Origin of the sequence: Bradyrhizobium manausense (genome assembly GCF_018130615.1) — a bacterium.
GTDB lineage: Bacteria > Pseudomonadota > Alphaproteobacteria > Rhizobiales > Xanthobacteraceae > Bradyrhizobium > Bradyrhizobium manausense_A.
On sequence record NZ_JAFCKB010000008.1, the window covers coordinates 117,453 to 139,408 of the forward strand.

24 protein-coding genes are annotated in these 21,956 nt (G+C 63.4%); 10 read left to right on the plus strand and 14 right to left on the minus strand.

Features of this window, described 5'->3' with window-relative positions:
• Window positions 1-51 precede the first annotated feature (51 nt).
• Together JQ587_RS17295 and JQ587_RS17300 are read left to right on the plus strand one after the other, a co-directional pair.
• Complete coding sequence (locus JQ587_RS17295; RefSeq protein WP_212302682.1) at window positions 52-327, plus strand: DUF1488 family protein; 276 nt, start codon at window positions 52-54, stop codon at window positions 325-327.
• Window positions 328-395: 68 nt separating this feature from the next.
• The gene (locus JQ587_RS17300) at window positions 396-560 is read left to right on the plus strand and encodes a hypothetical protein (RefSeq protein WP_212426049.1); all 165 of its coding nucleotides are present in this window, start codon (window positions 396-398) and stop codon (window positions 558-560) included.
• A gap of 29 nt (window positions 561-589) precedes the next feature.
• Here the strand turns inward: JQ587_RS17300 and JQ587_RS17305 are convergent, their stop codons facing one another.
• Together JQ587_RS17305 and JQ587_RS17310 are read right to left on the minus strand one after the other, a co-directional pair.
• The gene (locus JQ587_RS17305; RefSeq protein WP_212426050.1) at window positions 590-1,570 is read right to left on the minus strand and encodes an alpha/beta hydrolase family protein; all 981 of its coding nucleotides are present in this window, start codon (window positions 1,568-1,570) and stop codon (window positions 590-592) included.
• On the minus strand, window positions 1,567-2,049 hold the full coding sequence (locus JQ587_RS17310; protein ID WP_212426051.1) for a CinA family protein: 483 nt from the start codon (window positions 2,047-2,049) through the stop codon (window positions 1,567-1,569). The genes JQ587_RS17305 and JQ587_RS17310 overlap by 4 nt, the downstream gene beginning before the upstream one ends.
• 167 nt (window positions 2,050-2,216) lie before the next feature.
• On the opposite strand from JQ587_RS17310, the gene JQ587_RS17315 reads away from it, so the two are divergent.
• From JQ587_RS17315 to JQ587_RS17325, 3 genes are read left to right on the plus strand one after another with little or no spacing between them, the layout of a single operon-like run.
• Complete coding sequence (locus JQ587_RS17315; RefSeq protein ID WP_212426052.1) at window positions 2,217-3,275, plus strand: amidohydrolase family protein; 1,059 nt, start codon at window positions 2,217-2,219, stop codon at window positions 3,273-3,275.
• Between the two features lie 25 nt (window positions 3,276-3,300).
• Window positions 3,301-4,410 carry an amidohydrolase family protein gene (locus JQ587_RS17320; RefSeq protein WP_212426053.1) on the plus strand — a complete coding sequence of 370 codons (1,110 nt, stop codon included), beginning with the start codon at window positions 3,301-3,303 and terminating at the stop codon, window positions 4,408-4,410.
• A complete protein-coding gene (locus JQ587_RS17325) occupies window positions 4,410-4,823 on the plus strand; it encodes a Rieske (2Fe-2S) protein (protein ID WP_212426054.1) in 414 nt (137 codons plus the stop codon). The genes JQ587_RS17320 and JQ587_RS17325 overlap by 1 nt, the downstream gene beginning before the upstream one ends.
• A gap of 80 nt (window positions 4,824-4,903) precedes the next feature.
• On the opposite strand, the gene JQ587_RS17330 is transcribed toward JQ587_RS17325, so the two are convergent.
• Both JQ587_RS17330 and JQ587_RS17335 read right to left on the minus strand, forming a co-directional pair.
• Entirely contained in the window at window positions 4,904-6,229 is a 1,326-nt protein-coding gene (locus tag JQ587_RS17330) for an MFS transporter (protein WP_212426055.1), read from the minus strand.
• A gap of 143 nt (window positions 6,230-6,372) precedes the next feature.
• On the minus strand, window positions 6,373-7,266 hold the full coding sequence (locus JQ587_RS17335; protein ID WP_212426056.1) for a transcriptional regulator GcvA: 894 nt from the start codon (window positions 7,264-7,266) through the stop codon (window positions 6,373-6,375).
• A gap of 110 nt (window positions 7,267-7,376) precedes the next feature.
• Here JQ587_RS17335 and JQ587_RS17340 point away from each other — a divergent pair, with 110 nt between their 5' ends.
• Together JQ587_RS17340 and JQ587_RS17345 are read left to right on the plus strand one after the other, a co-directional pair.
• Entirely contained in the window at window positions 7,377-7,580 is a 204-nt protein-coding gene (locus JQ587_RS17340; protein ID WP_212426057.1) for a DUF1127 domain-containing protein, read from the plus strand.
• Window positions 7,581-7,648: 68 nt separating this feature from the next.
• Entirely contained in the window at window positions 7,649-8,272 is a 624-nt protein-coding gene (locus JQ587_RS17345; protein ID WP_212302673.1) for a GNAT family N-acetyltransferase, read from the plus strand.
• Between the two features lie 65 nt (window positions 8,273-8,337).
• On the opposite strand, the gene JQ587_RS17350 is transcribed toward JQ587_RS17345, so the two are convergent.
• Together JQ587_RS17350 and JQ587_RS17355 are read right to left on the minus strand one after the other, a co-directional pair.
• Window positions 8,338-9,168, minus strand: a complete 831-nt coding sequence (locus JQ587_RS17350; protein WP_212302672.1) for an enoyl-CoA hydratase — start codon at window positions 9,166-9,168, stop codon at window positions 8,338-8,340.
• Window positions 9,169-9,291: 123 nt separating this feature from the next.
• Window positions 9,292-9,993: an SDR family NAD(P)-dependent oxidoreductase gene (locus JQ587_RS17355; protein ID WP_212426058.1), complete on the minus strand. Its 702-nt coding sequence runs from the start codon at window positions 9,991-9,993 to the stop codon at window positions 9,292-9,294.
• 221 nt (window positions 9,994-10,214) lie between these two features.
• On the opposite strand from JQ587_RS17355, the gene JQ587_RS17360 reads away from it, so the two are divergent.
• Both JQ587_RS17360 and JQ587_RS17365 read left to right on the plus strand, forming a co-directional pair.
• Window positions 10,215-11,999, plus strand: coding sequence for an acyl-CoA dehydrogenase family protein (locus JQ587_RS17360; RefSeq protein ID WP_212426059.1), 1,785 nt, complete (start codon window positions 10,215-10,217; stop codon window positions 11,997-11,999).
• A gap of 75 nt (window positions 12,000-12,074) precedes the next feature.
• The gene (locus JQ587_RS17365) at window positions 12,075-13,163 is read left to right on the plus strand and encodes a Zn-dependent alcohol dehydrogenase (protein WP_212426060.1); all 1,089 of its coding nucleotides are present in this window, start codon (window positions 12,075-12,077) and stop codon (window positions 13,161-13,163) included.
• 168 nt (window positions 13,164-13,331) lie between these two features.
• Here the strand turns inward: JQ587_RS17365 and JQ587_RS17370 are convergent, their stop codons facing one another.
• From JQ587_RS17370 to mbfA, 4 genes are all read right to left on the minus strand, one after another.
• Window positions 13,332-13,685 (minus strand): nuclear transport factor 2 family protein, encoded by a 354-nt coding sequence (locus JQ587_RS17370; protein ID WP_212426061.1) that lies wholly within the window; start codon window positions 13,683-13,685, stop codon window positions 13,332-13,334.
• Between the two features lie 171 nt (window positions 13,686-13,856).
• Complete coding sequence (locus JQ587_RS17375; RefSeq protein WP_212426062.1) at window positions 13,857-15,329, minus strand: amidase; 1,473 nt, start codon at window positions 15,327-15,329, stop codon at window positions 13,857-13,859.
• Between the two features lie 89 nt (window positions 15,330-15,418).
• Window positions 15,419-15,949 (minus strand): cytochrome b, encoded by a 531-nt coding sequence (locus JQ587_RS17380; protein WP_212426063.1) that lies wholly within the window; start codon window positions 15,947-15,949, stop codon window positions 15,419-15,421.
• A gap of 58 nt (window positions 15,950-16,007) precedes the next feature.
• Complete coding sequence (gene mbfA / locus JQ587_RS17385; RefSeq protein ID WP_212426064.1) at window positions 16,008-16,979, minus strand: iron exporter MbfA; 972 nt, start codon at window positions 16,977-16,979, stop codon at window positions 16,008-16,010.
• Window positions 16,980-17,155: 176 nt separating this feature from the next.
• On the opposite strand from mbfA, the gene JQ587_RS17390 reads away from it, so the two are divergent.
• A complete protein-coding gene (locus JQ587_RS17390; protein WP_212426182.1) occupies window positions 17,156-17,878 on the plus strand; it encodes a hypothetical protein in 723 nt (240 codons plus the stop codon).
• A gap of 226 nt (window positions 17,879-18,104) precedes the next feature.
• Here JQ587_RS17390 and JQ587_RS17395 read toward each other — a convergent pair whose 3' ends face one another.
• From JQ587_RS17395 to JQ587_RS17410, 4 genes are all read right to left on the minus strand, one after another.
• Entirely contained in the window at window positions 18,105-18,476 is a 372-nt protein-coding gene (locus tag JQ587_RS17395) for a hypothetical protein (RefSeq protein ID WP_212302664.1), read from the minus strand.
• Window positions 18,477-18,587: 111 nt separating this feature from the next.
• Window positions 18,588-19,745, minus strand: coding sequence for an alpha/beta hydrolase (locus tag JQ587_RS17400; RefSeq protein ID WP_212426065.1), 1,158 nt, complete (start codon window positions 19,743-19,745; stop codon window positions 18,588-18,590).
• A 120-nt stretch (window positions 19,746-19,865) separates the two neighbouring features.
• On the minus strand, window positions 19,866-20,732 hold the full coding sequence (locus tag JQ587_RS17405) for an MBL fold metallo-hydrolase (RefSeq protein WP_212426066.1): 867 nt from the start codon (window positions 20,730-20,732) through the stop codon (window positions 19,866-19,868).
• Window positions 20,733-20,749: 17 nt separating this feature from the next.
• On the minus strand, window positions 20,750-21,940 hold the full coding sequence (locus tag JQ587_RS17410; RefSeq protein ID WP_212426067.1) for a serine hydrolase domain-containing protein: 1,191 nt from the start codon (window positions 21,938-21,940) through the stop codon (window positions 20,750-20,752).
• Between the last annotated feature and the right edge of the window lie 16 nt (window positions 21,941-21,956).

The window sequence follows — 21,956 nt, forward strand, 5'->3', positions numbered from 1 at the left end:
AGCGTGAGATTTTCAGCATTGTCCCGTTCGGGGTACGAACGGGACAATTGGATGCCGCTGACGCGCGACAGGATCATCGGTCATGACCTCGAACGGCTTGCCTTCCGCTTCACGATGATGCGTGAGGACGAGGTCGTGCATTGCCAGATCAGCGACGCCGCGATGGATGAGCTCGCGGGCATGCAGGGCACCGAGAGCAGCGCGCGGCAGGCGCAGTTCACCTCGCTGCGCGGGACCATCGAGCGGATCGCGTCCGACCTCTATGACGAGGCGCCGCGGTTCAAAGGCTATGTGGTGCGGATATTCGTGCGGCATTTGGCAAGATAGCCGAGCCGGAGTTCATCCGGCCGGAGCTTGGCGCCCAGTCGAGATATCTCGAAGGCAACGCGGCTCTGATGTGCAGCGCGGCGACCAAGAAGCAGCTCAATTTGCTGTCAATGGACAGCGCTGACTCGGCCTACGCCTCGCGCAAGCGGAGAGCCGGGAAGTACGACATCGATATCGTCGAGGTGCGCGCGAAGCTCTGCCGCGAGCCCGGCAACGGTTTGTCCTGCTCTTAAGGCAGGGCAGCGGCGGGCTGAGGGCTGCGTCACGGCTTGGCGCTTTCGGCGAAATGCTTGCGGAAGAACGCAACGACATCCGCGTGGAGCTGCCGGTGGAAATCGACGCGATCGAACCCAGGCGCATCGGTGCAGACGGCCGGAGCCTCCTGGGCGTCCTTTGGGGTGCAGGTCGCGAGGAAGGAAAAATGCTTCGCATTCTTCACGAAATGGTAGTCCGGCTTGACCGGAAGTCTTTGATCGATGGCTGCCGCACAGCATCCGGATAGACCGTCGGCGTTCTGCGCGGGGTCAGAGCTCCACAATTGAACCGGCGCCGTGATTCCTTTCAGATTCTCTTCAGGGAAGACGAATACGGGATAGGGATCGATGATGACGGCGGCCGTGATGCGCGGGTCATGTGTGACCGGCTGCCCGGGAAGCTCGCCGTTTTCGAGTTGCTTGCACGCTTTCAAGCTGGACGTCTCGCAGTTCGGCAATCCCTTGCGCAGATCGGGATTGCCGCCGATGACGGCAAGACCGGTGTAGCCGCCAAACGAAAACCCGTAGAGCCCAATGCGCTGAGGATCGATGCGCGAGGCCTCCGGCCACCCGTCCAGCATATAGTCGATCAACCGCCTCATATCCGTGGGACGTTCGACCAGAACCGACAAACTGTCGGTGCGGCTGGTGTCACGCCAGGTGTCGCCGGGGTGATTGAGCGCAGCCACCACGAAGCCAGCGTCCGCCAACGCCGCCGCGGTGTCATGGTGACCGCCGAACCATCCTCGCCTGCCGTGCGACATCACGATCAGCGGAAGCTTTTCTCCGGAGACCGGACATCCAGGCACCGCGAAGAAAGTGGCGCCACGCGCATCCATCTCCTGGGGAGGCTCTGCGCACGGAGTCCAGACCAGCAGCCGGATTGCCGGCCCCGCGGGCCCGGCGGGTATGTCGAAGTTTCTGACCCCGGCGGCCTGTGCCGTTGCGGTCCCGAGGACAAGCAGGATCGCGACAAGGAGGGCGTTCATCGTTCCAGCTTCTTCAACAAAAGTCTCAACGCCGTCGCTGCGAACATCTGCATGTTGGCAAACCGGTCGTTGCCGCCCGTCTCCAGCGTCATGACCTCGGCCGCAGGCCCTGCGACCGCCATGCAGCTATGGCCGGCAGCATCGCCGTAGCGGTTACCGGTTGGGCCGGCTGCGCCGGTCTCGGACAGGCCCCAGTCGGAGCTGAAGCGGCCGCGCATCTGGTCGGCGAGCAGTTTTGCGTAAGGCTCCGAGGAGGAGCGAAAGCCCTTCATTCCTTCGTCCGAAATATCCATCAGCACGCGCCGGGCGTCGCGGGTGTAGACCACCGCGCCGCCGAGGAAATAAGCGGACGCGCCGGGCACTGCGAGCAGGCTCGCCGAGATCAGGCCGCCGGTCGAGGATTCCGCGACTGCAATGGTCTCTTTGCGCGCGATCAACTTTGCCGCGACCTGTTCCGCTATGCCGGCGAGTTCTTTCATCCCAGTCCCCTGTTCCTTCGCAACCGAGCTGAGCCTTCCTAGCATATGACAACGGCCTTGGCCGAGTTGCGAGCGGCGGGCAGGCCTGCTTGAATGGCGGGCAAGGCGAAGCGGCCGAGCGCCGCCCGAGACGAGACACGACGAGGAAATGTGAGAAGGGAGACGTCATGGCGTCCCTGATCGCCGGCGGGGTAGATTGCGACGTGCATCCAGCCGTGCCGCATCTGACCAGCCTGCTGCCGTACCTGAACGATTATTGGCGCGATCAGGTGACGACGCGCGGCATGGTCGATCTCGTCTCGCAATCCTATCCGCCGAACTCACCGATCGTGGCGCGGCCCGATTGGCGCCCCGAGACTGGCAAGCCCGGCGAAAGGCTGGAGGACATGCAGCGCCATGTGCTCGATCCCTTCCAGCTGAAGCTCGCCATCTGCAATCCGCTCTACGGCGTGCAGATGGTGTTTTCGGAGGATTTGCAAGCCGCCTTCTGCCGCGCGCTGAATGCGTGGCTCGCGAAGGAATGGCTCGATCGCGACAAGCGGCTGCGCGGATCGATCGTGATCCCGACGCAGAGCGTCGAAAAAGCCGTCGCCGAGATCGAGCGCTGCGCGCAGGACAAGCGCTTCGTGCAGGTGCTGATGCTGGTCATGGGCGACACACCGCTCGGCAAGCGCGCGCTGTGGCCAATCTATGAGGCCGCGGAACAACATGATCTGCCGGTCGGTATCCACGCCGGTTCCGCCTATCACAATCCGCCAACCGCCGTGGGGTGGGGTTCCTATCACATCGAGGACTATGTCGGTCAGGCCCAGGCGTTCCAGACCCAGCTGACCAGCCTGATCGTCGAGGGCGTGTTCGCCAAATATCCGCGGCTGAAAATGGTGATGCTGGAGTCCGGGGTCTCCTGGATCTCGCCCTATCTCTGGCGGCTGCACAAGTTCTGGCGCGGGGTGCGGATGGAGACGCCGTGGGTCGATCGCGCGCCGCTCGAAATTGTGCGCAGCAACATCCGCTTCTCATTACAGCCATTTGATGCACCGCCAGACGAAGCGACATTAATTCGCCTGTTTGATCATATGCAGTCCGATGAATTGGTCCTATTCTCCACGGACTATCCGCACTGGCAGTTCGACGGCCAGGACGCGCTGCCCGAAGGTCTCACCCCCGATCTCGTGCGCAAGATCATGATCGACAATCCGCATGCGACCTATCCCCGCCTGACGTGAGCCCGCTGCCAAAGGAGGCAAGGCGATGAACATCCAGTTCCGCGAGAACCTAGAAGCCGCTTCCCTTCCGACAACCAAGACCGCGATTGCGGACTGCGATATCCATCCGGCGCGCGCGACCCGGACCGAGCTTTACCCCTATCTTGCCAAACGCTGGCAGCATCATCTCGAAGTCTACGGCGTCCATGCCTATCAGGGCATGATGGAAGGCCCGCCCTATCCGAAGGCCCAGCCCAATGCCTCGCGCCGCGATGCCTATCCGCCGGAAGGCGGGCCGCAGGGCTCATCGCTGTCCTTCATGCAGAAGCAGCTGCTCGATCCCAACAACGTGCAACTCGGCGTGCTCAATCCGCTCAACAGCGGGCAAGGCATCCGCAATCACGAACTCTCGGCTGCGCTGTGTTCCGCGATCAACGATTGGCAGATCGACAAATGGACCAGCAAGGACAAGCGGCTGAAGGCCTCGATCGTCGTCGGCAACGAGGACGGTCTGTCGGCCGCCGCCGAAATCCGCGAGCGCGCCGGCGACAAGAATTTTGTCCAGGTGCTGCTGCTCAGCCGCAATGTCGAGCCGCTCGGCCAGCGACGCTATTGGCCGATCTATCAGGCTGCGGAAGAGGCGGGTCTTCCGGTCGGCGTGCACGCCTTCGGCTTCGGCGGCAATCCGATCACGCCGTCAGGCTGGCCGTCCTATTACATCGAGGAGATGGTCGGTCACTCGCAGTGCCAGCAATCGGCGCTCGCGAGCCTCGTGTTGGAGGGCGTGTTTGAGCGTTTCCCGAAGCTGAAGATGGTGATGATCGAGGCCGGCTTCGGCTGGGCGCCGTCGCTGGCGTGGCGGCTCGACAAGACCTGGCAGCGGCTGCGCAGCGAGGTGCCGCATGTCAAACGGCCGCCGTCCGAATATATCCGCGAGCAGGTGTGGTGGACCACGCAGCCGATGGAAGACCCGGAGCGGCGCGAGGATTTGTTCGACGTCATCAACTGGATCGGCTGGGATCGCTTGCTGTTCGCGACCGACTATCCGCACTGGGATTATGACGAGCCATCGCGCGTGCTGCCGGCTGGCGTGAGCGACGACAACCGCGAAGCGTTCTATCTTGGCAATGCGAAGAAGCTGTACGGAATTGCTTGATGGCGCGTCACGTGATTGCCCCGGTCGATGAGCTCCCGCCGGGCACGCGAAAGTTTCTGGAGATCGATGGACGGCCGATCGCGGTCTTCAATATCAAGGGCGAATATTTCGGCCTGATGAACCGCTGCCCGCATCAGGGTGCAGCGCTGTGCGAGGGCCCATTGATCGGGCTCGCGCGGTCAAAGGATCCCGGCGAGATCGAGTACACGAAACTCGGCGAGATCATTCGCTGCCCCTGGCACGGCTGGGAGTTCGACATCCGCACCGGCCAATCCTATTGCGATCCCCGCCGCTTCCGCGTGAAGGCCTATCCGGCCCATGTCGAGCCCGGCGCGAGCGTCGTGAAGGGGCCGTATGTCGCCGAGACTGTCACGGTGACGGTCGAAAGCGATTACGTGGTGGTGGAGCTGTAGGTCTTCGCTGCACCGGCAGTGCGCTCCCTCGCCCCGTTCTTACGGGGAGAGGTTAAGACAGAGGCGCTACGCGCGCCCGATCAATGCCCCGCAACCGGCTCGGCCACCGCATCATAGACCGGCACCGCCTTGCCGCCGCCGCGATAGACGATCAGCGCCGCGATGATGCCGAGCACGGCCGCAAACATCAGCCAGGCACCCGGCGCGGCTTTGTTGCCGGTGTGCTCGATCAACCAGGTCGAGGCGAACGGTGTGAACGTGCCGAACAGCGCGGCCGCGAGCGCGAAGGCCAGCGAGAAGCAGGTCGTGCGCACATGGGCCGGCACGATCTCGACCAGCGCGCCGAGCATGGTGCCGCTGTACATGCCGAAATAGAACGAGAACATCATCTCGACCGCGAGCAGCTTGCCGAAGGTCGGTGCCGCCACCAGCCAGCTCAATGCCGGATAGGCGGTGAGCAGCGACAGCGTGGCGATGGCGATCAGCACCGGCTTGCGGCCGATGCGGTCGGAGAGCGCGCCGCCGACCGGGTTCCAGATGAAGTTCGTGACGGCAACCAGCAGCGTGACCAGCAGCGCGTCCTGCGTCGACAGCTTTAGCACGGTCTTGCCGAAGGTCGGCGTGTAGACGGTGACGAAGTAGAACGTCGTCGTGGTCAGGATCGCGATCATCATGCCGAGCAGGACGATGCGCCAGTTGGCGAGCGCGGAGGCGAACACCTCGCTGGCGGTCGGATGCCTCTTCATCGCGAGGAACGCCGGCGTTTCCTCCAGCGTCCGCCGCAGGAAGAAGATCAAGGGAATGATCAGGCAGCCGACGAAGAAGGGAATGCGCCAGCCCCAGGAGGCAACGGTGTCGGCCGGCATCACTTCGGAGAGGAGATAGCCGAGGATCGAGGCCACGAAGATCGCGACCTGCTGGCTCGATGATTGGAACGAGGTGTAGAAGCCGCGATTGCCGGGCGTCGAGATCTCCGCGAGATAGACCGACACGCCGCCGAGCTCGACGCCGGCGGAGAAGCCCTGCAGCAGGCGACCGATCAGCACGATCACAGGCGCGGCGATGCCGATCGTGGCGTAGCTCGGGCAGAATGCGATCACGACCGTGCCGAATGCCATGATGCCGAGCGTGACGATCAGGCCCTGACGACGGCCGATGCGATCGATGTAAGCGCCGAGCACGATGGCGCCGACGGGGCGCATCAAGGCGCCGAGCCAGAACACGCCAAAGGTGTTGAGCAGCGATGCGGTCTCGTCGGTGGAGGGGAAGAATGCCTTGCCGATCGCGGCGGCATAGAAGCCGAACAGGAAGAAGTCGAACTGTTCGAGGAAATTGCCCGATGTTGCGCGCAGGATCGCGCCGATACGCGACTTGATTGCGGGCGGATTGGTTGCTGGTCCAGCCATTGACGTTACTCCCCTGAAAGACGCGGCCGGACCGGAACTCATTTCACGGCAAGGCGATAGATTGTTGCTGCGACAATCTGTCTAACCCCTCTCGCGCGGGACCTTGCGAGTCAACCCATTTCGCCGCGGAAGCTGATGATTTTTCAGGCTTTATTCTGCGTTGCAGCGACCATCCATTGGCGGAAGGCGGCAAGCTTTGGCGCTTCGCGGCGGCCCTCCGGGGAGACCAGATAGAAGCCGGCGTCCGCCGGCAGCGCGATCTTGAAGGGAACCACGAGCCGGCCCTTGGCGATGTCGTCTTGGACGTAGGAGGTCCGGCCCATCGCCACGCCCATGCCGTCGATCGCGGCCTGGACCGTCATGAAGGTCATGTCGAAGGTGATGCCGGGCTGTCGCGAGAGGCCGGTCGACAGGCCTGCCGCCGTCAGCCAGAGGCGCCAGTCGTCGCTGTTGTTGGTGTGCAGCAGCACATGATCCTTCAGGTCCTCCGGCGTGCGCAGCGGTTTGTCGCTGCGAAGGAGAGAAGGACTGCACACGGGAAACAGCTCGTCCGCCATCAGCCAGTCGGCGCGCACGCCCGGCCACTGGCCTCTGCCGTAGCGGATCGCGGCATCGACATTGTCGCGCTGGAAGTCGACGAGGCTGGTCGAGGTGGTGATGCGGACATCGATGCCGGGATGGGTCTCCTGGAAATCGGTCAGCCGTGGCAGCAGCCATTTCGCTGCAAGCGAAGCGATCGTCGAGACCGTCAGCACCTTGTCGTCGTCCTTGCGCAGCAGGCGGTCGGTGGCGAGGCGGAGATCGTTGAAGGCGGCGCGGACACCCGGGAGGTAGTCGCGCGCCTCCGCCGTCAGTGCCAGCGCGCGGTTCTGCCGGATGAACAGGCGGATGCCGAGCTCCTCCTCGAGCCGGCGGATCTGATGGCTGATCGCAGTCTGCGTCACGTTCAGCTCGCTTGCGGCCAGCGTGAAGCTGAGATGGCGCGCAGCGGCCTCGAATGCCCGCAGTCCGTTCAGCGAAGGCAATCTGGCAGTCATTTGGCAGCAGGATGCATGAGCTTATTTCATGCGAAAGGGTACAAATTGTCGTTTGTGGCAGCGCACTGAGTGGCAGATATTGGCGGTTAAGTTAGCTCAAGGAGCTGAAGATGTCTACTTTGACCGACAATTCGATGACAAATCATCATGCACTGGGCCTGATCCAGCAGATCGGCGAGACGCTCCATGTCTGGCATGAGCGCTATCGGACCCGGCGTGAGCTGACCAACTGGACCGCCCGTGATCTCCACGACGTCGGCCTGTCCTGGACCGACATTGCCTACGAGGCCGACAAACCCTTCTGGCGGGCCTGATTGGCCGCCAGGCCGGCGCCGCCTGATTACTGGGGCGCCGGCGGTCCCTCTTTCTCTGGGCACGTGTCATGACCACCCTCCGCCTGGAAGATCTGAAGCAATACTCGGACGTGGTACGCACCCGGCAAGGCGAGGCGCTCAATGTGCGTTTCGTCGAGCCGCGCGACACCGACGAGCTTCAGCACTATTTCCGCTCGCTCTCGACCCGCTCACGCTACAACCGCTTCTTCGGTGCGATCAGCGAGCTGCCGTATGGTCTGTTGCGCGACTTCCTGCAGGTGGGTGAGCGCGAACGTTTCACTGTGATCGCGACCAAAATGGTCGACGGCTTCGAGACCATTGTTGCCGAGGCGCGCTATGCCTTGCATGCCGAGACTTCGACCCTCGAATTCGGCCTGTCGGTCAACGATCGCTGGCAGGGGCACGGCATCGCGACCGCGCTAATGAAGAACCTGGAATGCCGCGCCGCTGCGCTCGGAGCCGAGCACATGGTCGGCGACACGCTGCGCTCCAACGAGCCCATGATCTCGCTGGCGCGCAAATCCGGCTTCGCCTTCGTCAACCATCCCGACGACTGGAAGCTGGTGCGCTTCGACAAGGAGATCCACGTCGCGCCAAAGGACATTCCCTGCGCCAGCTGGCGTCTCGCCGCACTTTCCCGTCAGGCCGACAGCCCCTCAGCCTCGGTTTGACATCACTCCGAGCCCGGCCTGGCAAAGCCAGAGCCGGGCATTTTTTTGTTCTCACGCCAACGCGCCTACTTCCCGGTGAACGCGGCCTTGCGCTTCTCGATGAAGGCCTGCACGGCCTCCTTGTGATCCGCCGTCGTGGTCAGGCGGACCAGCCGTTCGGCTTCGTGATCCCGGGCGGTTTCGAAATCGAACAGCAGGGCCTCGTCGAGATTGTCCTTCATGTAGCGCAGCGCGAGGCGCGGGCCATCGGCGAGCGACTTGGCCAGGGCAAAGGCCTCGGTCTGGAGCTTGTCGTCGGGCACCACGCGATTGACGAGGCCAATCGCCTCGGCACGCGCGGCATCGACGCGATCGCCGGTGAACAGCAGCTCGCGCGCCCGAGCGGTGCCGACCAGGCGCGTCAGCAGCCAGGCGATGCCGTAATCGCCGCTCAGCGCAATGCGGGCATAGCCGGTGGCGACGAAGGCGGATTGCGCGGCGATCCGGATGTCGCAAGCCATGGCAATGGCGAGCCCGGCGCCGACGGCGGGGCCGGGCAGGGCGGCGATGGTCGGCTTGCGCAGCGATACCAGCGCGCCGGTGAGCAGCCGCTGCCGCTCCTGCAGATCGGCGACCCTGTCGTCAAAGGACATTTCGAGCTTCTTCGGGTCGCGATGCGCCCCCATGCCCTTGACGTTGCCACCGGCGCAAAACGCTTCGCCCGCGCCGGTGAGTAGCAGCGCGCCGACGCCGGGGTTCTCGCCGCAGCTGCGGATCATCGTGCGCAATGCCGGCGTCAGCGCGTCCGACAACGCGTTGCGCGCCTCCGGCCGATTCAGCGTGATGATCGCGACGCGGTCGCGGATAACGCAGAGGAGCTCATCGGTGCCAGTGTCGATGGTGGTTTCCGTGGTCATGTCGCCTCCCTCTCTTTCGTCATTGCGAGCGCAGCGAAGCAATCCAGACTGTCTCCGCGGATATAGGCTGGATTGCTTCGTCGCTCCGCTCCTCGCAATGACGATTGTTGTGACGTAATTGCCTCAAAACTTCTCCACCCATGGCCGCAGCTCGAGCTCCCAGCTCCAGGCGCTGCGCGGCTGCTGCAACACGTTCCAGTAGCTTTCCGCGATCGCATCGGGATCGAGCATCGAATCCGGCTTGTCCGTCGGCTCGGTCCGCGCCGCACTGCGGATGCCGCCGTCGATGACGAAATGCGCGACATGGATGCCTTGCGGCGACAATTCGCGCGCCATGCTCTGCGCAAGGCCACGCAGCGCGAACTTGCCCATCGCGAACGGCGCCGACTGCGCATAGCCTTTCACGCTGGCCGACGCGCCCGTGAACAGGATCGCGCCGTGCTGGTTCGGGAGCATGCGCTTCGCCGCCTGCTGCGCCACCAGGAAGCCGCCATAGGCGCTGACCGCGATCGCGTTCGCGACATCGGACGGCACGAGGTCCACGAACGGTCCGCGCGACCGGCCGCTGGCATTGTAGACGACGAGATCAGGCGTGCCGATCTCGCGTTCGACAAGGCCGAACAGCCGCTCGACCTCGTCAGGCTCAATGGCGTTGCAGGCATAGGCCTTGGCGCCGGTCTCGCTACAGAGCGCGCCAAGCTTTTCGATCTTTCGCGCGGCAAGTGCGACGCGGATGTCTTGCGCGGAGAGCAGCCGCGCCAGCGAGGCGCTCAAGCCTTCGCCGGCGCCGACGATGAGGGCGATCTTGTATTTCGGATGTTCCATGGTGTGATCTCTCGGGGACGGGACGTCGATGATCTATGCATCCGCCGTGCGGACAACCAGCCGGATCGATCACAATTCCGCAGGGCGAATTGCTCCTTCACGGCGATCATGGCTCCCTGACAATTTGCGGCTTTAACTGTCGCTGCGACGCGAGCATGATCGACACGATCTCAAGCGGCAAGCGATAAGAATGCCGCGGGGCGGAAACGAAGAGGACGATCATGCACGAGCCGGTCACAGCGCAGCCAAACGATGTCGCGGCCGCACCATCCGGCCTGCTGGCGCCGGATACCACGGGCATGAATTTCTATCGCGCCGATCAGGCGCTGACGGACCTGTTGCGCATCCACCTGCCGGACACTCTGTTCCGCCATATCGAGCCGCATCTCGACCGCCTCGGCGAACTCGCCGGCGGCCATCTCGACGAATGCGCGCGACTTGCCGACCGGCACGTGCCGGTGCTGCACCAGCGCGACAAATTTGGCCGCGACGTGCAGTGGATCGAATATCATCCGGCCTATCGCGAGCTGGAGAATGCCGCGTTCGGCGAGTTCGGCATCCATGCGCTGTCGATCCGCAAAGGCATCATGGGCTGGCCGGACAAATATCCCGTGGTGGCCAAGCACGCCTTCACCTTCCTGTTCAACCAGACCGAATTCGGCATGGGCTGCCCGATCAACGTCACCGACGGCTGTGCCAAGCTGCTTTCGAATTTCGGCAGCGAGGCGTTGAAGGCGAGATATCTGGATGGCCTGACCCAGACCGATATGAGCAAGCTGACCCAGGGTGGCCAGTTCATGACCGAGAAGGAGGGCGGCTCCGATGTCGGCACGCTGACCACGCGCGCGGTGCGGGAAGGCGACCATTGGCGCCTCACTGGCGAGAAATGGTTCTGCTCGAATGCCGACGCCAAGGTCGTGATGCTGCTGGCGCGCCCGGAAGGCGCCGGCCCCGGCACGCGTGGCGTCGGCCTGTTCCTGATGCCGCGCTTCCTCGACGACGGCTCGCAGAACCACTATCGGATCGTGCGTCTCAAGGACAAGCTCGGCACGCGCTCCATGGCCTCTGGCGAGATCAAGCTCGAAGGCGCGATTGCCTATGCCGTCGGCAAGCTGGACCGTGGCTTTGTACAGATGGCCGAGATGGTGAACTCGTCGCGGCTCTCCAACGGCGTCAAATCGACCGCGCTGATGCGCCGCGCTTATCATGACGCGATGACGGTGGCGAAGAACCGCGTCGTGTTCGGCAACCGCATCATCGACCTGCCGCTCGGGCGACGGCAGATGCTGAAGATCATGCTGCCGGTCGAGCAGGCGCTGTCAATGAGCTTTCTCACGGCGGACGCGCTCGACCGCGCGGAAGCGGGCAGCCAGGATGCGGCGGCGCTGCTGCGCATCTTGACGCCGACGCTGAAGTTTCGCGCCACGCGGGACGCGCGAAAAGTCTGCGGTGATGCGCTCGAGATGCGCGGTGGTATCGGCTATATCGAGGAATTCGCCACCCCGCGGCTGCTGCGCGATGCTCATCTCGGCTCGGTCTGGGAGGGCACCGGCAACATCGTCGCGATCGATGCGCTGCGGCGCGCGGTTGGCCGCCATGGTGCCGAATCCGCACTCGCCGCCGATCTGCACGCACGGCTCGACGACGGCGCCTCGGTGCCGCAGACCTGGCGCGACAATTTACGCGGCCTCGTTGATCGCGCCGTCGGCTTTGCCCGCGAGGTCGCCGGCAAGTCCGAGAACGAAGCCGACGCGCGCCGCGCTACGAGCCTGCTTTATCATGTCGCCAGCGCGGTCGCGCTCGCCTGGGAAGCGCATCGCATTCATGAAATGCGCGGCGATGCGCGCCGGCTGCTGCTGTCGCGGCTGGTGATCGATCATCGCGTGGCTCCGAGCGATCCCTTCCAGCTGACGGAAAATGCCACGCAGGCGAAGATCGCAGCTCTGCTGCTCGGCGACAGCCCGGCCGGCATGAGCGAGGTTGGCGAACTGGTTCTGGCAGCGTAGGCTCTGTCTTCACCTCTCCCTATGGGAGAGGTGGAAGCCGCACTCAACGACAATCAAAACAACGGGGAAACACCGATGAAGGCCGCCGTCCTCTATGAAGTCAACAAGCCCCTGGTCATCGAGGATGTCAGCCTGCCGAAGCCCGGCCCGCGCGAAGTGCTGATCCGCACGTCGGTCGCCGGGCTCTGCCACTCCGATCTGCACTTCATGGAAGGCCTCTACCCGCATCCGCTGCCCGCGGTACTCGGTCACGAGTCCGCCGGCATCGTCGAGCAGGTCGGTTCGGACGTCACCTACGTCCGGCCCGGTGATCACGTCGTCACCTGCTTGTCGGTGTTCTGCGGCACCTGTGACAATTGCACCACGGGCCGCACCGTGCTTTGCACCGACACGACCGTAAAACTGCTGCCTGGCGTGTCCAACCGGATGCAGTGGAATAAGCCGGAGAAGCTGCACCAGTTTCTCAACCTCTCATCCTTTGCCGAGCAGATGCTGGTGCACGAGAACGCCATCGTCAAAATCCGCAAGGAGATGCCGCTCGATCTCGCCGCACTGATCGGCTGCGGCGTCATCACCGGCTACGGCGCGGTGGTGAACACGGCGAAGGTGACGGCCGGCGAGACCGTGGCGGTGATCGGCTGCGGCGGCGTTGGCATGGCCGCGATCAACGGCGCGCAGATCGCGGGCGCCGGCCGGATCATTGCGATCGACACCAATCCGGCTAAGCTCCAGCTCGCGACCAAGCTCGGCGCGACCGACATCATCAACCCCGCCGACGGCGACGTCGTGAAGCAGGTCCGTGATCTCACCAATGGCGGCGTGCATCATTCCTTCGAGGTGCTCGGCCGCAAGGAAACCGCCGAGCAGGCCTTCGCCATGCTTGCTTCCGGCGGCACCGCCACCATCGTCGGCATGATCCCGTTCGGCCAGAAGATCGAGCTGCACGGCTTTGATTTCCTGCGCGAGCGCCGGATCCAGGGCTCGTCCATGGGCTCAAACCATTTCCGCGTCGACATGCCGCGCCTGGTCGATTTCTATCTGCGCGGCCGGCTGCACCTGGAAGACTGGATCTCGGCCAAGCTGAAGCTGAGCGAGATCAACGAAGGTTTTGCCAGCATGAAGGCCGGCAAGACGCTGCGCAGCGTGATTGTGTTTGATAGCTGAGCGCTGGCGTGCACCAGCGTCGCTCCAATACAGGTGTCATCGCCCGGCTTGACCGGGCGATCCAGTACTCCGCAGCGGCAGCTGTGCGAACCAATTGCCGCTGCGGAGTACTGGATGCCCGCCTTCGCGGGGCCTGACAGCGGAGAGGATGCGAGCAGTACGCCCATCTCACCGCGACACGTGCGCTGACACCGCGAGCCATTTGCCGTTCTTCTTCGCCCAGCAATCGGTATAGCGCCCGGTCGCCTGCTGACCGTCCGCGGTCGTGTAGCTTGTCGCGGCGTGGATGATGGCGAAGTCACCCATGATGCGGATGATGACGTCGAACGCGTGCAGATTGCGGATCGCGATGGGCCGTGCTGTCTGCTCCAGGAATCCGGCGCGGTCGACCAGCGTCTTGTCGGGATTGGAGCAATAGAACTCCGGCGCCAGGATCTCGTCGAAACGCTTGACATCGCAATTCTGCACGGAGACGACGTAGTCGCGGTTGAGTGCGGTGAGCTGTTCGAGGTCCTGGCTCATGGTGCTTCCTCCTCCCGATCATTCCGGGGCGCGCATCGTGCAGCCCCCGGAATCTCTCAGTTGTTTTACTCCGTCATTGCGAGGAGCCCTTGCGACGAAGCAATCCAGACTGCCGCTGCGGATAGATTCTGGATTGCGTCGCTGCGCTCGCAATGACGAGCGGGGCCAAAATTAGTCGTCAAACATCTTCGGCGGCACGAACCCGCCAAACTCGCGCTCGATCAGCTCGGCCAGTCTCAAGGGGGTGCGGTCCTCGAGCCACGGGCCGACGATCTGCACGCCGACCGGAAGTCCATCCGGCGCAAAGCCGGTCGGGATCGCGGTCGCGGGCAGGCCGGGAAGCGTGGCGATGCCGGGCCAGGCGAGCTGGTCGGTATAGACGCGCTCCTTGCCATCGATCTTGATACGGCGCTGCTCCTGGTCTTCCGAGTGATCGTGAGGATAGGCCGGTGTCGGCATGATCGGGCAGATCACAGCATCGAAGGACTTGAACAGCTCGTGCCATTGCGCGCGCAGCCGTGTCCGGCCGCCGCGCGCCATCAGCCAGTCGCGATGGCTGAGCGCGATGCCGCGCAGGCGTTCAGCCTGCAGGCTGTCGTTGCTGGCCGGCAATGTGGCTGCTGCTGCAACTGCGCCGGCGTAGAATTCGGGCGGGAAGCTGGCGCCGAGAAACGACAGCAGCATCCGCATATAGAGGCGCGAGGACGCCGCGAAATCCGGCAGCAGCGGGCTGTTGCGCTCGATCTTGACGCCGGCCTTGGCAAGATTGTCAGCGAGCGTGTTGATGCTCCCGCGCACCGCAGTGTCGGTCGGCAGCACCGGATCGGTATCGACTACGAGGACGCGGAAATCTTTCAGCGCGCCGTGACGCGCGGCAGGCAGCTCGAGCCTGTAGGCGGTACCGTTGTCGAGCGGGTCGGGCCCGGCCATGACGTCGAGCAGCAAGGATAGATCGCCCGCGCTCCGCGCCATCGGGCCGACCACGGCGAGATCACGCTCATAGGGTAATGGCGGAGCCGGCGGCGGCGTATGGCCGCGCGACGGCAACAGCTCGAAGCTCGGCTTGTGCGCGTAGACGCCGCAGTGAAACGCGGGCACGCGCAGCGAGCCACCGATATCCGAGCCGAGCGAGAGCGGGCCGTAACCGGCCGCGAGCGCCGCCGAGGAACCGCCGGAGGATCCGCCCGGCGTGCGGCCGAGATCATAGGGATTATTGGTGGTGCCGTAGATGTCATTGTAGCTCTGCCAGTCGGCCAGCGAGAGCGGGACGTTGGTCTTGCCGAGGACGATGGTGCCGGCCTCCTTCACCCGCGTCACCGGCAGCGCATCTTCCTTGGCAACAAAGTCCTTATGCGCGGGATTGCCCCAGGTCGTGGGCAGGCCGGCGATATTGTAGGATTCCTTCACGGTCATCGGCAGGCCGAGCAGCGGCTTGCGCTCGCCGCGCGCCAAGGCCGCATCCGCGTCACGCGCCGCGTCGAGGGCCCGATCGTAATCCTTGACGCAGATGGCGTTGATCTTGCCGTCGTGACGTTCGATGCGGTCGATCGCATCCTGCGTGAGCTCGACCGCGGAGACCTTCTTCGCCGTCAATGCGGCCGATAGCTCGACCGCGCTTTTGAAACTCCATTCCGATTTGGCCACGAGATGCTCCTGCGCTTCACTGCTGGATGATGCGCAGTTTTAGCCGATGCCGCAACCGTCGTTTGATCGCGGTTGATCTGTCCGGAACCCTATCCAGGCAGCATTCGCCGCATCACGCGATCGCGATAGATGAAGATATGGACGAGCGCGGCTGCGATGTGAATGCCGATGGTGATGAGCAGCGCCCATTCCATTGCCTGGTGGAGGCCGTCGATGGTGCGGCCGGCGGCTGCGTTGTCGGACGCGAGCATCGGCAGCGGCACGAGATAGAAAAACGAGACCGACCATCCGCGGAAGGACGCAAACAGCCAGCCCGAGAGCGTCGTCGCCAGCACCAGCGCGTAAAGCAGCCAGTGAACGGCTTCCGACGACAAGCGTTGCCAGGCGGGCAACGAGCTTTCAGGCGCGACGGGATGGGTGATGCGCCAGAGAAAGCGCAGCGCCGTCAGCACCAGGATCGTAATTCCAATCGACACATGGAAAGTCATGCCGGCGCCCGGGCTCATGCCCCGATGGATATCCGGCATGAGCCAGCCGATCGGGTATTGCACGGCAAGCAGTGCAACGATGAGCCAGTGGAAGAATTTAGCAGGTGTACCGTATTGAAGACGAATCGTCATGAGGATCCCGCGTTGGACGCCCGTGCGCAACGATGAATGAACGACGCAGTGTCACCGCCTACGCCGCTCCGATCAAGATGCCGACCGCCAGCACGATCGCACCGCCGAGCACGATCTGGAACACGGCCTGAAGGAACGGCGTGTCCATGTAGCGCGCGCGGATGAAGGCAATCGCCCACAATTCGAAGAACACGACGATCCCGGCGACGGCGGTCGCGATCCAGAATGCGTTGGGCCAGGTGTCCGGCACGAGATAGGGCATGGTATGGCCGAGCCCTCCGAGCGTCGTCATCGCGCCGCAGGTGATGCCGCGCAGCCAGGGCGAGCCGCGTCCCGTCAGCGAGCCGTCGTCCGACAGCGCTTCGGCAAAACCCATGCTGATGCCGGCGCCGATCGAGGCGGCGAGGCCGACGAGAAAAGTCTGCCAGTTCTGGTGCGTGGCGAAGGCGGCCGCAAACAGCGGCGCCAGCGTCGAGACCGATCCGTCCATCAATCCTGCGAGGCCGGGCTGCACATATTGCAGCACGAACATGCGGCGGTTGGTGCGGTCTTCTTCCGCGCGCACGTCGGAACTCAGGATCTGGTTCGTCAGCTTCGCGGCGGTCTCTTCGTGGCCTTTCTCGGCTTCGGCGAGATCGCCGAGCAGGCGGCGCACCCCGACATCCTGGGCCTGTTCGGCGGCCTTCACGTAAAAGCGCTCGGCCTGCATTTCCATGGTCTCGACTTCCCTGCGGATGGTGTCGAGCGGCAGGTTCTTGGTCAGCCAGATCGGGCGGCGCTTCAGGAATCCCTTGACGTCCTCGCGGCGGATCGGCGGCAGGTGCTTGCCGAAGCGCTGCTCGTACATTTCCAGCAGCATGTGACGATGGCCGCGCTCCTCCTCGGCCATCTGCTCGAACAGCTTTGCCGAGTCCGGGTAACGTTCCCTCAAATCCTCGGCGAAGGTCATGTAGATGCGGCTGTCCTCCTCTTCGGAGGAGATCGCGACCGCCAGAACCTCGCGCTCGGTCAAATCGGCAAAGTTTTTCACGAATTGCGCCTGTTATCAGTTTAGAACGATTCTAAATCGATATAGGCTGCAATTCGTTCAGGGTCAATTCACGCGCGCCGCGCAAACCCTAGCAGTCCACGCGCCGTTACAATGGCGCTTGAGAGCATGGCAGACGTACGGGTTCGAACTCTACATTGTGAATGGACGGGTGAATGATGGCCAAGGTCAAGTTTCGTCTGAACGATCCGCGGCTGGCGCCCCGCCGCACCAAGCTGGAAATCCCCGGATGGGCCGGCAAGCGCGAGCCGCGTGCGGACGGCTCGCGCGAGCAGGTCTGGCATTGCGTGCCGTTTTCCGAGGGCGCGCAATACGGCATCGAGCTGTTCTATCCCTATGATTTCGAGCTTCGCGTCACGACCAGGGAGGGGCACTTGATCCTCGAGGCCGATTGGGGCGAGCCGCCGGAAGGTGGCGCGGAATGGCCGCCGTTTCGCAAGTTTGGCGACGCCTTCTACACCTATCAGATCCTGCTCGATCTCAAGGTCGAAAAAGGCCTGGCGATTCGCACCGAGCCGCATCCGCGGTTCTATACCGATCCGACCGACACCGTGCCGATTGCCGTCCCTGCGCTGATCCGCAATTGGTGGCCCATGATGTTCTTTTGCGTCTTCAAGGCGCCGGCCGAGGGCCGAACCCATATCTTCCGGCCGAACGAGCCGTTCGCGCAAATCATCGTCGTTCCTGAGGAAGCGAACTTCGAACTCGAGCCCATGGGCGAGGAGGAAGCGGCAGAGCGCGAGTTGCAAGCCCGCCGGATCTACAGCAATCGGCCCAAACTGGCGGCCGGCACCGAGTGGACATCGTCATCTGATACCGTATTCGACGGTACTTACCGGCACCTGCACCGCGCGGCAAAGGACAAGGCCCGTAACGAATAGGGCGTTTTCGAGCGAAGCCGACACCGGTTCGCATAAAGAAAGCGCGTCAAAACAGGAATTCGAGCCCCCGTTCCGTTTCCATCGCTTTAGAGCGGACGACCGTTCCTGGACTTGCCGTCATCATCGACGATCGTGATGGGTGATTTGCCCAACTTTCCCTGTTTCGGGCCATCGAAAGCAAACAGGACCCGTAGGTCCTGTTCATCTCATTCCTGGCGTCGCGACCTCAATAGTCGCGGCGATAGAAGCTGTGATGGTGGTGGTGATGGTGATGATGGTGGTGATAATACCGCCGATATCGCGGGACCACCACGACCGGTGCGTCGTAGTCGTAATAGCGACGACGATAGAAGCTGTGGTGGTGATGGTGATGATGATGATGGTAGTAAAATTGAGCGACCTGAACATTGTCGCTCGCTTTTGGCGGAGCCGCTTCATCGATGGCTTGTAGCAGCGCGCTGGCGTTGGCAATCGGCTCCAGCAGCTCGGCGTATGAATTCGCCTGCAGGACGTCCGTCGGTGCAGGCGCAGCTTCGGCGGTGCCCAGCGTTCCGAGCGCAGCTACTGCTCCCAGTAATCCGGCGATCTTCTTGTCCAATGTCGTTCTCCATGGTCGCCGGATGCAGCTCCGGTGTCTCGCAACGTCGGATATTGCCGAATGTTCCCTGAACCGCCGATTAATACCTTGTGGCGGGAGGGTGGCGTTGCTTCAGCCGAAAGAGGCCGTCGCGGCGCGGTGGAGAAATTGTAACAGCAGCCGGCTCACCTCAGCCGGCTGCTCCTGCTGCACCCAATGGCCGGCGCCATCGACGAGATGGCAGCCCAGCATCCTAGTGCAGCCGCGTCCCTGCATGGCCTCGAACACGCCGGGGCGCTGATAGGTGCCCCAATCCTGCTTGCCCGAGATGAAGCAGGAGGGCACGTCGATGCTGCGGCCCGAAAACAGCTGCATCTCGTTGTTGAGCATGCCCGTCGTGCCGTAGCGATACCATTGCAGACCGCCCTGAAATCCGGTGCGGCCATATTCGGCGCTGTAAAAAGCGAGATCGCTGTCCGGCAGCCACGTGTTGGCGGCGATCGCAGCGGGCGATGGCATCTCCTTCGCGACCGTCTCGGCCATGGTCTCGCCGAGGTCCATCACGTAGTAGGTCGGCAGCTTTGCGAGCTCACCCGCAGACCATGATTTCAGCGGAGTGGGCTTGTTGTCGATCCAGTCCGCGCTCTTGTGATGGTAATAAGCGCGCAGGAAGTCATGCATGCCCTGTGGCGCGTGCTGCATGTCGGCATTGGCCGGACGTGTCGAATAGTACCATTGATAGTGAATGCGCGGGCGCGGCAGCGCGGCGAGCTCGCGATGAACGGGATCTTCGACCGGCGGCTTTACTGGCGTGTCGACCGTGTTGAAAGGTAACGGCGGCGCTCCGCCGAACGGTGCGCTCATCAACGTCACCGAGCGAAACACGTCGGGCCGGATCAGCGCGCACCACGCCGCGACCGGGCTGCCGAAATCATGTCCGGCCAGATCGACCTGCTTGTAGCCGAACGCCGACACCAGCGAGAGCGCATCGCGCACGAGGTCGAGGAGCGAGAATGGCGCGAGATCGCCGTCGTAGTCCGCGGTCCATCCGGTGGTGCGGCCGTAGCCGCGCTGGTCGGGCGCGATCACGTGATAGCCCGCACAGCTGAGCGCCGGCATTACCCTGCGCCAGGAGAAGGCGAGTTCGGGAAAGCCGTGCAGCAACAGAATACAGGGACGGCCTTTGGTCTCGAAACCGGCCTCGAGCAGATGCATGCGCAAGCCGTTGATGCCATCGACATAACGCGAGCGGATACCGGCGGGGAGAGGGATGTCGGGAAGTGCAGTCATTGCTTTCTCCACACGGGTGGAATCGTAGGGTGGACAAAGCGAAGCGTGCTCACCATAAGGAGTGGTGGGCACGGCGCGCGTAGTGCGCGCCTTTGCCTACCCTGCGGCGCCTCAGTTAACTCACACCGCCGCACACACGAATGCGTTGCCCTCGCGCTTGATCTTCCCCACCGACGGCGAGGGGAAATGCGCGGTGCAGCACAGCGTGTCGGTGTCACAATAGCGTTCAAGAAAGTTTCGACGCGTCGTGGCCGCCTTGGCCGGATCGACGTCGAACTTGATCGATAGCTCCGGGTACCGCGTCTGCAATGGCGAATGCATGAGGTCGCCGGAGAACACGGCGTCATCCTTGCCCCGGCCCATGGTGAAGGCGACATGGCCGGGCGTATGGCCCGGCGTCGGCAGGATGCGAACGTGATCGCCGATCTGGTGGTCGTTGCCGACGAGCTCATGGCGCCCTGCCTCGACCACCGGCAGTACGCTGTCGGCGAAGGGGGGGATCTCCGCTTTCGCATTCTGCTCGAACCAATGGTCGTATTCCTGCCTGGCGAAGACGTAGCGTGCCTTGGGGAAGGTCGGCACCCAGCGACCGTTCTCCATCCGCGTGTTCCAGCCGACGTGATCGACATGCAGATGCGTGCACATCACGAAATCGATGTCGTCCACGGCAAGGCCCGCGGCGCCGAGTGCCCGCAAATACGTGTCATCGGTCTTCATGTTCCATTTCGGCCGCGGTCGCGGCTTGTCGTTACCAATGCAGCTGTCGATCAGGATGGTGTGATGCGGTGTCTTCACCACATAGGACTGGAAGCACAGCAGCAGCACGTCCTGATCGTCCAGCGCCTTGGCTTCTCGCATCCAGCCCCGGTTCTCGGCCAGCACCTCGGGCGTCAGCCCCGGCAGCATCTCCAGCGCCGGGACGAACGAGGTTTCCTGCTCGATGACGCGATGGATGGTGAGGTCGCCGACCGCGTATTTCAGGCTCATGCTCGCTTCCTTTAAAATCAGTGCGCGTCGCGTACGGATGGAATGACGATATTGGAGAGGATGTCGATCGCGGCCAGGCCTTCCTTGGGCTGGCCGTATTGCGCGGCTGAAGTCATCACGACGAGATCAAGCTCGGGCACGATGAAGACGCGTTGACCGCCCCAGCCGAAGGCTGCAACCCATTTGATCTCCTTGCCGCCGGCCAGCGAGCGGCCCATCCACCATTGATAGCCGTAGAACAGCGTGCCGCCGAAATAGCCGACCGCCTGGAAGCGCGGCGTGATCGATTGCGCGATCCAGTCGGCCGGGACGATCTGCCGGCCCTTCCACCGGCCGTGATTGAGCACGAGCTGGCCGATCTTCGCCGCATCGCGCGGCCGCAACCGCAGGCCCGCGGCCGCTGCGATCTTGCCGTTCTTGTACGTCTTCCATTCGACGTCGGTGATGCCGAGCGGCTGGAATAGCATTTCGCGCGCAAATGTCTCCAGCGGCTTGCCCGAGACGTGCTCGAGGATGTTGCCGAGCAGTTCAGTCCCGCCGCCATTATAGGCCCACAGCACGTCGGGCGGCGCAGCGACCGGCTTTGCGAGCACATAGCCGATCGGATCGGCTTCAAAGACGAGGTGCGGCTCGTCGTTTTTCGGATCGGTCCAGGCCCGCGCCTCGTCCCATGTGATGCCGGAGGACATTGTCAGCAGATGGCGCAGCGTGATGGCATCCCATCCCGGCTGCTTCACCGCTGCGGAATCGGGGAAGAATTTCAGGACGGGCTCATCGACACCGGCGATGAGCTTGCGGTCGATCGCGATTCCGACCAGCAGCGAGGTCACGCTCTTGGTTGCCGAGCGCATGTCGTGCTTGGTCGTGGCGGCGAATTCGTACTGGCCGTCCGTCTGTCCCCAAGGCTGGTCGTAGCCGGGAAAATATTGCTCGAAGACAAGCTTGCCATGCCTGATGACGACGATCGAATGGACCGCGGTTGCCCGCTGCTCGAGTCGCGCCGCGATGCTGCACAGCTGCGCGCCGTCCATGCCGACATCGTCGGGCGAAGCGATCTCCCAGCCATCGTCGATCGATGACGGCGATCCGCAAGCCTGATTGGCTTGTCCGGGCGACATGCTCTCGGCCCGTAGATGGGTGCCTGAGACAGAGAGCGCGAGCAGAAGGCTCGCGCTGAGACTTGTGAGACGGGAGAACCGATCGCGCATCGTCATTCTCCCGCCA